Origin of the sequence: Pseudomonas sp. Marseille-Q5299, from assembly GCF_943737035.1 — a bacterium.
Classification (GTDB): Bacteria; Pseudomonadota; Gammaproteobacteria; order Pseudomonadales; family Pseudomonadaceae; genus Aquipseudomonas; species Aquipseudomonas putida_E.
In genome coordinates this window covers 571,648-583,538 of record NZ_CALSFR010000004.1, presented here as the reverse complement: position 1 = coordinate 583,538, position 11,891 = coordinate 571,648, and the positions used below count along the sequence as shown (strand labels likewise).

12 protein-coding genes are annotated in these 11,891 nt (G+C 64.5%); 8 read left to right on the top strand and 4 right to left on the bottom strand.

Features of this window, described 5'->3' with window-relative positions:
- Positions 1-6 precede the first annotated feature (6 nt).
- Positions 7-1,548, bottom strand: a complete 1,542-nt coding sequence (locus tag NGJ21_RS15705) for a gamma-glutamyltransferase family protein (RefSeq protein WP_231386138.1) — start codon at positions 1,546-1,548, stop codon at positions 7-9.
- Between the two features lie 138 nt (positions 1,549-1,686).
- Between NGJ21_RS15705 and NGJ21_RS15700 the strand changes: the two genes are divergently transcribed.
- Positions 1,687-1,935: a CsbD family protein gene (locus NGJ21_RS15700; RefSeq protein WP_012314048.1), complete on the top strand. Its 249-nt coding sequence runs from the start codon at positions 1,687-1,689 to the stop codon at positions 1,933-1,935.
- Positions 1,936-2,030: 95 nt separating this feature from the next.
- Here NGJ21_RS15700 and NGJ21_RS15695 read toward each other — a convergent pair whose 3' ends face one another.
- The gene (locus tag NGJ21_RS15695) at positions 2,031-3,506 is read right to left on the bottom strand and encodes a PAS domain S-box protein (RefSeq protein WP_012314047.1); all 1,476 of its coding nucleotides are present in this window, start codon (positions 3,504-3,506) and stop codon (positions 2,031-2,033) included.
- Positions 3,507-3,701: 195 nt separating this feature from the next.
- Between NGJ21_RS15695 and NGJ21_RS15690 the strand changes: the two genes are divergently transcribed.
- The 3 genes from NGJ21_RS15690 to NGJ21_RS15680 all read left to right on the top strand — a co-directional run bounded on the left by NGJ21_RS15690 (position 3,702) and on the right by NGJ21_RS15680 (position 5,371).
- Positions 3,702-4,688 carry a hypothetical protein gene (locus NGJ21_RS15690; protein ID WP_012314046.1) on the top strand — a complete coding sequence of 329 codons (987 nt, stop codon included), beginning with the start codon at positions 3,702-3,704 and terminating at the stop codon, positions 4,686-4,688.
- 73 nt (positions 4,689-4,761) lie between these two features.
- A complete protein-coding gene (locus NGJ21_RS15685) occupies positions 4,762-4,941 on the top strand; it encodes a CsbD family protein (protein ID WP_012314045.1) in 180 nt (59 codons plus the stop codon).
- 214 nt (positions 4,942-5,155) lie between these two features.
- Positions 5,156-5,371, top strand: coding sequence for a TIGR02450 family Trp-rich protein (locus NGJ21_RS15680; RefSeq protein ID WP_012314044.1), 216 nt, complete (start codon positions 5,156-5,158; stop codon positions 5,369-5,371).
- A 51-nt stretch (positions 5,372-5,422) separates the two neighbouring features.
- Here NGJ21_RS15680 and NGJ21_RS15675 read toward each other — a convergent pair whose 3' ends face one another.
- Complete coding sequence (locus NGJ21_RS15675) at positions 5,423-6,193, bottom strand: IclR family transcriptional regulator (RefSeq protein WP_119688774.1); 771 nt, start codon at positions 6,191-6,193, stop codon at positions 5,423-5,425.
- 176 nt (positions 6,194-6,369) lie between these two features.
- Between NGJ21_RS15675 and NGJ21_RS15670 the strand changes: the two genes are divergently transcribed.
- The 4 genes from NGJ21_RS15670 to NGJ21_RS15655 are packed head-to-tail and all read left to right on the top strand — an operon-like array spanning position 6,370 to position 10,935.
- On the top strand, positions 6,370-7,179 hold the full coding sequence (locus tag NGJ21_RS15670) for a shikimate dehydrogenase family protein (RefSeq protein ID WP_115275141.1): 810 nt from the start codon (positions 6,370-6,372) through the stop codon (positions 7,177-7,179).
- A gap of 4 nt (positions 7,180-7,183) precedes the next feature.
- On the top strand, positions 7,184-8,917 hold the full coding sequence (locus tag NGJ21_RS15665) for an FAD-dependent oxidoreductase (RefSeq protein WP_119688773.1): 1,734 nt from the start codon (positions 7,184-7,186) through the stop codon (positions 8,915-8,917).
- Positions 8,902-9,222, top strand: coding sequence for an NIPSNAP family protein (locus tag NGJ21_RS15660; RefSeq protein ID WP_119688772.1), 321 nt, complete (start codon positions 8,902-8,904; stop codon positions 9,220-9,222). The genes NGJ21_RS15665 and NGJ21_RS15660 overlap by 16 nt, the downstream gene beginning before the upstream one ends.
- A 21-nt stretch (positions 9,223-9,243) precedes the next feature.
- Entirely contained in the window at positions 9,244-10,935 is a 1,692-nt protein-coding gene (locus NGJ21_RS15655; protein ID WP_174141420.1) for an FAD-dependent oxidoreductase, read from the top strand.
- 93 nt (positions 10,936-11,028) lie between these two features.
- Here NGJ21_RS15655 and NGJ21_RS15650 read toward each other — a convergent pair whose 3' ends face one another.
- Positions 11,029-11,844 (bottom strand): sugar phosphate isomerase/epimerase family protein, encoded by an 816-nt coding sequence (locus tag NGJ21_RS15650; protein WP_115275145.1) that lies wholly within the window; start codon positions 11,842-11,844, stop codon positions 11,029-11,031.
- Positions 11,845-11,891: the final 47 nt, after the last annotated feature.

Genomic DNA, 11,891 nt, shown 5'->3' with positions numbered 1-11,891 from the left:
CGCGGTTCAGTCCTGCTGGCCAAGGGCGCTGCCCTGGCTGCGCGGGTCGTAGGCAGCAGTGCGCTGGCCGTCAGGGCCGATGGCGATCACGCCGGCCAGGCCCATCAACGGGCTGAGCGCAGGCGTGGTCTCGACCTGATGGCCCCGGTCGACCAGCCCCTGTACCACCGATTCGCCGATATCGGCCTCCAGCTTGAGGTTGTCGGTGCTGTCGAAGAAGCTGCGCCCAAGCAGAAACCGCGGTGCACGCAACGCCACCTCGGCAGGCTGCTGATAGTCGATCAACTGGGTGGCAAGCACCATCTGCGTCTGAGGTTGGCCGTCCCCCCCTTGGGTGCCGAAGAACCAGCGGCGCCCATCATCGGCCAGGTAGGCCGACGGGTTGAGTGTGTGCGCCGGCCGCTTGCCGGGCGCCCAGGCATTGCGGTGCCCCGGCTGGGCGCTGAAACCTGCCGCGCGGTTGTGCCAAAGGATGCCGGTATCGCCCAGGATGCAACCGGAACCGAAATCATGGAACAGGCTTTGGATCAGGCAGGCGCTGCGCCCGGCGCGGTCGGTGGCGGCCATCCACACAGTGTCGGCAGGTTGCCCAGGCTCGCCCCAAGGCGTCGCACGCTGCTCGTCAAGGGTCGCGGCAGGCTGAGCAAGCGCGTGCTCGAAGTCCCAGCCGCTGGCGAGCGGGTCATGCAGTTGAGCGTTGCGCTGCAGCAGGCCCTGCTTGATGGCTTCGACCAACAGGTGGTAGTAGCGCGGCGTGCCGTTTTCGCCCAGGTTCACAGCCTGCAGGGCAGCCATGGCGCGCAGCGTGTACAGGCCTTGGGTGGGTGGCGCGACGTTGTACAGCCGGCCATTGCGATAGCGTATGGAGATAGGCGCCGCCAGGCAGGCCCGGGTGGCGCGCAAGTCTTCGACGCTCAGGCCGCAGCCCAGCGCGTCGAACGCCACACCAAAGGCTTCTGCCAGTTCCCCATGATAGAAGTCGCCTGGGCCACGCCGCGCCAGGTGCTCCAGGCTGTTGGCCAGCGCGGGTTGGCGCAGACGGCCACCTTGGGGCGTACACAATGGCTGCAGGCTGGGCAGTGTCTTGATCAGGCTGGCGCGCTGCCCTTGCCAGAACAGTTGCGAGGGGGATACCTCAACCCCGTCGCGGGCCAACCCTGCGGCGCCAGTCAGCAGGTCGGCCCAGCCCAGCCGCGACCCCCACTGCTCGCTGATTGCCTTGGCCTGCGCCCAACTGGCCATGGCCCCGGCCGTGGTCCCGACGGAGCCAGGCCCGCGCAGGCTGATCGCGCCTGCTGCGGGCAAGCGCATCCCGGCCTGGCCGATCCCGATGATGGTGCGTACCTGATCGTCATGGAGCAACCACAGTGCATCACCGCCCAGGCCCGTCATGTGTGGGTACACCGCCGCCAGCACGGCACTGGCGGTGAGCATTGCATCGATTGCGCTCCCCCCGCCGTCGAGCACCTCCAGGCCCGCCGCGCTTGCCAAGGGGTGCGGGGTGCACAGCACGCCACCGCGGGAGTGGGCGACCAGGGACTCGTTCATTGCTAGCTCCTTTTCTGATATTGCTAGCAATCAGCAAGGATCGTTCCCATTTGCCAAAACCGCTTTGAACTAATCCCCACCCCCCGCTCCCTAACCTTGTGCGTTCCCATTGCCACTCACTAGGAAGGTTTGATCACTATGAAAAGCGAACAAGTTGAAGGTGTTGCACAGAAAGTCGCTGGCAAGGCGCAGAGCGCAGTGGGCCGGCTGTTCGAGGACCCGGCCCTGGAGGCAGAGGGTGATGGCCGCCAGGTCGCAGGCCAACTGACCAAAACCTATGGTGACGCACTGAACAACGTCTCCACCTTCGTAAAAGAGAAGCCCATCACCGCCCTGGCGATTGGCGCCGCCCTCACCCTGGTGGTGAGCCGCCTGCTGCGTCGCTGATAAGCAAAAGGTCGGTCCAAGGGCTTCGAGGCATCTGAAGCCCTTTGGCATCAAGCAGCCTCGGCAAGCGCGAGAGCAGACTGTACCGAGGCGAATCAATGGGTGAACAGCCGTCGTTCGCGCGCCCAGACAATGGCTTCACTGCGGCTGTGAACATCGAGCTTGGAGTACACCGTTGCCACATGGTTGCGCACGGTATTGAGCGCCAGGTTAAGCCGCGTTGCGATTTCCTTGTCGGCAAGGCCTTCACAGATCAGCGCCAGCACATCGCGCTCACGGCGGGTCAGGTCGGTAAACGATGCATCTGGTAAACGCCCTGTGTTGATGCGCTTGGCATTGGCCAGTTTCTCGATCAAGGTCTGGCTGAACCATGACGCATCCTGCATCACCGTTTCTATCGCCTCGACCAACTCCAGCTCAGAACGCTTGCGCTCGGTAATGTCCATCAGTACCAACAGGTAGCACGGGGTGTCCTGCAAGCTGACGGTGTCCGCCTGCAGTACACAGTCGAGCCGGTCATTGCCTTTTTTTCGCAGCTTAAGGTCCAGCCCTTCGATGCGCCCGGTCTTTTCCAGCGCATCGAACACCTGGGTAGCAACACGCCGATCAGCCATGAAGTCGATTTCGGCCACTGTCTTGCCTATCAGCTCCTGGGCGGCGTAACCCAAGGTGTCCAGAAAGGCTTCATTGGCATCGATCAGCTGCTGCCTGTCGGCGCTGCACAACAGGGTGGGCACAGGGCTCAGGCGAAAGGCCTTGGCAAAGCGCTCCTCACTCTGGCGCAGGGCATTTTCCGCCTTGCGCCGGGGCTCCAGGTCGGTGAATGAAAACAGCATGCAATCTTCTTCATGCATGTCCAGTGGTTGCCCGGCAACGATCACCAGTTTGCTGCCACCATCGGGCAAGCGCAGTTCAGCCTGCATCTGCGGGATGGTCGCCCCTTCCATCAGGCGTTCGATTGCCAATTCTTTGCGTTCGGCGTTTTCCAGCACATCCACTTCGTAGACCGAACGGCCAATGACGTTCTCCCGCATATGGCCGGTCATTTCCAGAAAGCCCTGGTTGACCTTGATGAAGCGCAGGTCGCTGAGCCTGCAGATGACTGCAGGGGCCGGGTTGGCATTGAAGGTTTTTTCGAAACGCTGCTCGGCGCTGGCCCACTCGGTGGCATCGGCCAGGATCAGCACCAGCGATTCGGCCTCGCCCTTGCTGTCTTCCAGCACCATGCTGCGCACGCGGTGCACGCGGCTGCGCGCTTCATCGTCGCCAACAGCCAGCACCTCTACCATCACGTCGCTGAACACCTCCCCCGCAGCCACGCGGGCGATAGGGTACTGCTCGGCGTCAAGGGGGTGATTGTTGCGGTAGCGCAGGGCAAAGCGTTCGCGATAACCCTGAGCGTTGCTGCCCAGTTGCTCCAGGCTGTCGACCCCGTGCATGCGCAAAGCCGCTTCGTTGGCCCAGATGATGGATTGGTCGACCTCCAGCAGGATCACACCATCGGACAGCCCGGCGATGATTTGCTGAAGCTGGCGGCGGTTGGTCTCGCGGGCAAGCACGGCGTCGCTCATAGAGTGTCTCCAATCGGTAGTTCTGCATGGCCTGGAGCTTAAACGCTGCAGGCGGGCCAGGGTTGGTGCGAATGCACTAATCGATCAGGTGCGGATGCGCCAATACAGCCTTGCATGTGACCTGCAAACTGGCCCTGACGTTGCACTTGGCCTGTGTTGCCGGTGCTGCCGGAACTTACCCACGAGGATGCATAGATGACTGAATCGTACGTGACCACCCCAACCAACGCTGTCAGCCCGCTACGGGTATCGTGGAGCGCCGTGTTTGCAGGCGGCGCCATCGCCCTGGCCAGCTACCTGGTACTCAGCGTACTGGGCACGGCCATTGGCGCCGGAGCCATGAACCCGATGGCCGACGGCAATCCGCTGCAGGGCTTTGGGACCGGCGCTGGGGTGTGGCTGTTCATCAGCACCCTGCTCTCGGTCGCAGCCGGTGCCTGGGTCGCCGGGCGTACCGCGCCCACCCGCGGCGGCCTGCATGGCCTGTTGAGCTGGACGGTGACCACCCTGCTGGCTACCTGGTTGCTGGCTTCGTTGGCCGGCACCGTAGTTGGCACTGCCGGCAATATCGCTGGCAAAGGCCTGTCGCTGGCAGCTGACGGTGTCGCCGCCGCCGCACCCAGTGTGAGCCAGGGCATCAAGGAGCAACTGAACAAGAATGGCATCTCGCTGGACTGGGACAACCTGGAAGCGGAGTTGGACAAAACCTTGGCGCAGTCCGGCAAGGCTGAACTGGCCCCTTCGTCCCTGGAGCAGCAGGCCGATCAGGCCCAGGCTCAGGGAGAGTCGGCAGGGCGCGTCGCGGCCGAGGACCCGACCCAGGCCGTCGACCAGCTCAAGCAGTGGTTCGAGCGGGTGCGCAAGGCCGGTGAACCTGCCCTGAGCGCGGCAGACAAGCAAGCTTTGGTCAACATCGTCGCTGCGCGCACCGGCAAGAGCCAGCAGGAGGCCCAGCAGGTGGTCGATAACTACGCCCGTGCCTACCAACAGGCCGCCGAGCAAGTGAAAGTGCTCAAAGAGCAGGCCGAGCAACAGGCTCGCGAAGCCGCCCAGGTAGCCGCCAGCAACGTATCGAAAGCCGCCTGGGGCACCTTGGTAACCCTGCTGATCGGTGCCGCCTTGAGTTTTGGCGTAGGCCGCTTCGCGCTGACGTCTCGCAAGACCCGCGTCGCCACGGTGTGAGTCGCAACGCAAACGCTGTATGAACGCTTCACCCAACCCACGTTTCACTGATGTCTGTTGAAGGAGAACGACCATGAGCAGCACTTCGGACAAAGTAAAAGGCTTGGCCAACGAAGCCGTCGGCAAGGTCAAACAAGCCGTAGGCAAAGCCACTGGCAACACGGAGCTGGAGGTCAAAGGCAAGGTGCAGGAGAAAAAAGGCGAAGCTCAGCAGGTAGTCGCTGATGTCAAGGACGCGGTCAGCAAGGATTGACCATTGCGCTTGAGCCTATACAAACGGTCGCCTGAGGGCGGCCGTTTGCTATTTGGCGGCATACCCTTCTCGGCCAACGGCCGAGCCATGACGCGAGCACTCCATTGCGCACAGCGATCGACCGACCAAATGCTTCCCGTGCAAGTATCATCAGCTACTTGTCTGTTTGTATAACGATCAGCATGCAGGCCGCACTCTCGCCCAAGGAGCAATGATGAACCGCTTCAACCCTGGCAAATTGAAACTCTCGAAATGGACAGCGCGACACCCTGAGAACCGCGAAAAGCACTTTCTGGTGACCGACCTGGAGCTGGATGAAGAGGGGCATGTGCTGCGTGTGGAACTGGAAGCGGTACACAGCAAGCGCAGCCAGTGGCTGGACTGGCGGGTACTGCGCGACCCCGAGGTATGGCTGATGGGCTGGCAGTGAAAACGGCCTGATCCGCTGCGGCCCCGATCGTGCTCAACACACGCTCCCCGGTCAGCCAAATACCGGTTTCAGCAAGGCCTGCGCCTCATAGAGCGGTGGCAGGTAACGCAGCCGTATCTCATCCATGCTCAGCCGCGATGCATGGGTAGTGATGGTCAGTGTCGCCTTGAGCTGCCCCGCCCGGTCCAGTAACGGCACGCCGATTACGCGCATGCCGACTTCGAACTCCTGATCGACGATGCAGTAGCCCTGCTCGCTCACCTGCTGCAACGTCGCGTCCAGCAGCGCCCTGTCGGTCTGGGTGTAGGGCGTCAGCGGGTGTAGCGGGTTACGGGCGAAATAGTCATCGCGCTGCGCTTGGTCCAAAGCCGCCAGCCAGACCCTCCCGCCGGCAGTGCAGTACATCGGCACCCGCGAGCCGGGCCGTATCGACAGTGATGCGATGTGGCTGTAGCGGCTGCGCACCAAGTGGATGATTTCATCATCGTCGCGTGTGCCCACCGAGACATGCTCCTGGGTCTGGCGCGCCACTTGCTCGACGATCGGGCGCAGCATGCGTGGCAACTGCGCCGAGTCCACATAGGCCTGGCCGATACGCAGGGCCTTGGGGGTCAGCCAGTAGTGACGGTTGTCGGTTTCGGCGAAGCCTTCATGCACCAGGGTCAGCAGAAAACGGCGCGCTGCGCTGGGCGTAAGGCCTGCTTGCCTGGCGGCCTGGGGCACTGTCAGGCGTGGCTGCTCGGCGTTGAACAGCTGCATGAGCGCCAGGCCTTTCTGTAAACCGGCAATCAGGTCGCGGGGGTGAGTCTGGGGTTTGTCCATTGGCTGCACTCGTGAGTGGGGAGAATCGTGCCGCTGAGCAGTGCTAAACAGCGCCTATGCTGCGAATATCGCTTTATCAATGCGATTATCGCATCAAACCGTTGGCAAGCGCATTGTGACAACGCCGCTGCCGCATCACCCTGACTTCCATAACAACACCCCAAACGGAAGTCACCATGATCAAAGGTTCGACAGCGCTGGTCGCCATCGTCGGTTCGCCCATCGCCCAGGTGAAATCGCCTGAAAACTTCAACACCTGGTTCAGCAACAATGGCCTTGACCTGGCCATGCTGCCCATCGACTTGCAGCACGCCGCGCTGGACGCTTTTATCGACACCCTGCGCGGCTGGCGCAACCTGCGCGGTTGCGTGGTGACCGTGCCCTACAAGCAGGCATTTGCCACCCGCCTGGACGGCCTGAGCGAACGTGCAGCAGCCCTGGGCTCGGTGAACGTGGTACGGCGCGAAAACGATGGCCGCCTGTATGGCGACAACGTAGACGGCGCAGGTTTTTTGGGCGCAGCACGCAAGCACGGCTTCGACCCTGCGGGCAAGCGAGTGCTGGTCATTGGTTGCGGCGGCGTCGGCAGTGCCATTGCCTACGCACTGGGTGAGGCCGGGGTCGCCCAGGTCACCCTAAGCGACCCGGAAACGTCGCGCGCTGCAGCACTTGCCGAGCTGCTGGGCAAGGCCTTCCCTGGCGTCGGCATCACCACTGCATACAGCGCGCTGGACGCCTTCGACCTGGTGGTCAACGCTTCGCCCGTGGGCATGGGCGGCACGGGCGAGCTGCCGCTGCCCGCTGCCCTGCTGGGCACGCTCAACGCCGCCACGCTGGTGGCCGATGTTGTCACCTCACCGGAGATCACCCCACTGCTGGAGCAGGCGCGCGAACGCGGCTGCGCAGTCCAGACTGGCGCGCAAATGGCCTTTGCGCAGCTTGGCCACCTGGGCGCCTTCATGGGCGTCACGCCACTGGAGATCTGAGACCATGCCCCCTATCGAAAACGCGCAACCGGTGTACGACCTGGTCGTGCTCGGCAGCGGCGCCGGTGGCCTGGCTGCCGCCGCCACGGCATCACGCCTGGGCCTGAAGGTCCTGGTGGTGGAAAAGGCCGAACACTTTGGCGGTACCTCGGCGATCTCCGGCGGAGCAGCATGGTTGTATGGCTCCGATCAGGCGCGCGCCGCCGGTGCCCAGGATTCGCCCGAGGCCGTCAGGACCTACCTGAAAACCATCATCGGTACCGGCTACAACGCCGAACTGGTGGACGCCTTCATCGCGCGCGGGCACCAGGCGCTGCGCTGGCTGGAGCACAACACCGAACTGCGCTACGCACTGCGCCCGCACTCCCCGGACTATTACCCGGACGCACCCGGCGCCACGGCGTTCGGCCGGGCGCTGGAAATGGTCGAGTATGACGGCCGCCGCCTCGGCGCGCGCTTCAAGGACTTGAAGATGCCACCACCGGGCATGCTGTTGTTCGGCGCAATGATGGTCAACCGCGAGGACATTCAGCACTTCCTGAGCCTACGCCGCTCACCCCGGTCACTGTGGCATTGCCTGAAACTGATGGCGCGCTACGCACTGGACCGTGTTCGCCACCACCGTGGCACGCGCCTGACCACGGGGAACGCGCTGGTCGCCCGCCTGGCCAGCACAGCCTTTGCCCACGGCGCGCACCTGTGGTTGCGCAGCGAAGCGCAGGCACTGATCGTCGAGCACGGCACGGTCACCGGCGTGGAAGTACAGCATGAGGGCCGCCGCACCCAGGTCCATGCCCGCGGCGGTGTGGTCTGCGCCATGGGCGGGTTTGCTGCGGGTGCGCTGGCTGCGGCCTACCGGCCGGCCCCTGACGCGCCACACCTCAGCATGTCCCCGCCCAGCAACGACGGTGCTGCTCTGCGCCTTGCCCAGGCGGTGGATGCAGCCCAGGGCGAGGGCCTGGTCGCCAACTTCTTCTGGGCGCCGGTTTCCGAGCGGCGCCATGCCAGTGGTGAGCGCGAGCGCTTCCCGCACCTGGTCACCGACCGCGCCAAGCCAGGGGTCATTGCGCTCGACCCGGCCGGGCGGCGCTTCGTCAACGAATCCAACTCCTATCACCACTTCGTCCAGGCCATGTTCGCCAACGGCATCAGCACCTGCTGGCTGGTCTGTGACGCCCAGGCCATGAACCGTTACGGCCTGGGCCTGGCACGGCCCAAACCGGTGGACAACACGGCCCTGATCGAAGCCGGCTACCTGCACCGCGCCGGCTCAGTGCAAGAGCTGGCCCGGGCCATGGGCGTGGCCACGCAGGTGCTGCAGGAAACACTGGAGCGCTTCAACGCCGACGCCCGCAGCGGCATCGACCGGCAATTTGACAAGGGCGGCAACAGCTACAACCGCTACATGGGCGACCCGCAGCACAAGCCCAACCCGTGCCTGGCGCCACTGGCCAAGGCCCCGTTCTACGCCATCCGTATTCACACCGGCGACCTTGGCTCCGCGCGCGGCCTGGTGACCGACGCCAACGCCAATGTACTCAACCGCGCCGGTGCGCCGATCGTAGGCTTGTATGCCGCCGGCAACGACATGAACGCGTTGATGAATGGCACCTATCCAGGCCCAGGGATCACCCTCGGCCCTGCCCTCACCTTCGGCTGGATCGCTGCCAGCCATATCGCTGAACGCCTGCAAGCCCACAGCCCTGAAATGGAGACGCTCCCATGTACTACGAAATGAGAACCTACACCCTCGACCCACTGAAAATGGCTGACTGGCTGGCTCTCTACCAAAGCCACGCACTGGCGGTGCAGTGCGAACACCTGGGCAACCTGGTCGGCTTCTTCACCAGCGAATTCGGTGAGGTGAACCAGGTGGTGCACATCTGGGGTTATGCCAGCCTGGACCAACGCAGCGAACGCCGTGCGGCGATGGCCGCAGACCCGCGCTGGGCGGAGTTTTCACGGCGCAACCGTGAACTGGGCGCCGTACTGCGGCTGCAATCACGCCTGCTGCGGCCTACAGGCTTCTCGCCGCTGCAGTGAAAACGGAACCGGAGTGCACCCATGCAACCCCTTGAGTGTGACGTACTTGTCATCGGCTCCGGTGCCAGCGGCCTGGCTGCGGCGGTTACCGCCGCGCACCACGGCCTGAAGGTGATCGTGGCGGAAAAAGCCCCCCGGCTTGGCGGCACCAGCGCCTGGTCGGGCGGATGGCTATGGATACCGCGCAACCCGCTGGCCGTGGCCGAAGGCCTGGTCGAAACCGACGATGCACCAGAGCGCTACCTGCGTGCCCAGACCCGCGTCGCTGAACTGGACGCACGCCAACTGGCGTTCCTGCGCCATGGCCCCGCAATGGTGGCGTTCTTCCAGCAGCACACCCGCGTGAAGTTCCAGTGCGGTACGAAGCTCCCCGACATGCGTGAAGGCGACGGCAGCGCCCACGGCGGGCGAGCACTGTGTGCACTGCCCTATGACGGCCGCCTGCTCGGGCCTTGGATACACAGGCTGCGGCCACCGCTGGACATCGTCAGCCTGGCCGGCATGGGCATCGCCGGTGGCACGGACATGGCGGCTTTCTTCAATGCTCGCCAATCGCCCAGGGCGGCTTGGCATGTGGCCAAACGCCTGTTGCGTCACGGGCGCGACCTGTTGCGGCACCGGCGCGGTCTGCAACTGGTCAACGGCAACGCGCTGGTGGCCGGCCTGCTACGCAGTGCCCTGGACCTGGGCGTCACGCTGCTGACCGACAAAGCGGCCATTGCCTTGCTGGGAGGGGCACGCATCAGCGGCGCGCAGTGTGCCGATGGCCAGCTGATCCAGGCGCGGCGTGGCGTAGTGCTGGCCTGTGGCGGCTTTGCCCATGACCGCCAGCGCATCGCGCAACTGATGCCGCACGCGCCCGACGGGGTTGGCCATTACTCTGCCGCGCCGCCGGAAAACAGCGGCGATGGCCTGCGCCTGGGAGAGCAGGCTGGCGCCCAGGTCGCTACCACCTTGGCCCATGCCGGTGCCTGGGCGCCGGTATCGCAGGTGCCGCGCGGCGATGGCCGCGCTGGGCATTTCCCGCACCTGATCGACCGCGCCAAGCCTGGTTTCATTGCAGTGCGCAGTGACGGCCGACGCTTTGTCAACGAGGCGGACTGCTACCACGACTTCATGAATGCGCTGTTCGCCGCTACGCCAGAGGGCGAGCCTTATGAGGCCTGGTTGATCTGCGACCACGCCGCGCAGCGTCGCTATGGCATCGGCTGGGCCAAACCGTTTCCCTTCCCTGCCCGCTTCTATGAACGGCGTGGCTACCTGTTGCGCGGCAACGACCTGGCGCAACTGGCCGCGCGTTGTGGCATAGATGGCCAGCAATTGCAGGGCACTGTGGCGCGTTTCAATCAGCATGCGGCGCAGGGCGTGGACCCTGACTTTGGCCGCGGCGCCTCGGCGTACAACCGGGCGCAGGGTGAGCCTGAACAGGCGCCGAACCCTTCGCTGCGGCCCCTGCTGCGCGGCCCTTTTTATGCAGTGAAGTTGCTGCCGGGCAGCCTCGGCACCTTTGCCGGGCTGGGCACCGATGCTTCGGCGAGGGTGCTCGATGGTGCAGGGCAAGCCATACCGGGGCTGTTTGCCGTGGGCAATGACATGCACAGCATTATGGGCGGGCACTACCCCAGTGGCGGTATCACACTGGGGCCCGGGATGACCTTTGGGTACCTCGCGGGCCTGGCGCTGTGCGGATCACCGCAGCCCGGACAGGCCTGATCAGCTCCTGCCGGAACCGCGCAGTTCTTGAGGTCTGCGCGTTACCTATGGGAGCCGGCTTGCCGGCGATGGGCCGCAAAGCGGCCCCTTGGCTCAAATCAACGCCAATACCGCCCGGGCCTTCTCCAGCGCCATCCGCGCACGCTGTTCGCCACTGACGCCCTGCTCCAGCAGTTGCCGCGTGGGGATCTCCAGGCTTAACGGAACACTCGCTGGCAACCCGCGCAACAGGCCCGTCAGGTCGGCATCACCCTCCCCCGGAAAACGCCGCTCGTTACGGGCCTGGCGCAAGATTTCATCCATGTCTGCCGGCACCGGCCCAGCCACGTCACACAACTGGGCGTAGCGCATGCGCTGCGGGGCCAGGCGCGCCAGGTCGTCGAGCGACGACCCGGAGCGGTTGAAATGAAAGGCATCCACCAGTACGCAAGCGTTCGGGCGGTCTGCGTTGGCAACGATGCGCATGGCCTGTTGCAGGTCGCGAACGTCGGTCCAGGGCATGAACTCCAGATGCGGGTGAATACCGTAGCCGGCAGCCAGGTCGCACAATTGAGCGAAGCGCTCGGTGAGGCGCGCCTCGCTCGGGTCGTTGCCGGCAACCAGCAGTTCGCTGCCGCCAAGCTCGGCACCGACCGCCAGCATCGGCTCGAAATCGGCCACGCAGGTGTCGGGTTTGAGACGCAGGATTTCCAGGTCCAGGACTTTGATGCCAGTGTCGCGCAGGCGCGCCTGGGTCTGGCGGCGCAGCTCGGCATCGGTAACCAGCGGGAAGTGCTGCTCTTCGCTGGTCGCTGGCAGCAAGCGCAGGCCAACGTGGCTGTAACCGGCACGGGCGGCGGCTTCGACCATTGCCGGGGGTGACAGCTCCAGTACGGTGAGCGCGGCCAGGGAAAAGATTCGATCAGTCATGCGGGTTACCTGCGGGCAAATGGGTACGGGGCGAAAGAACGCTCACG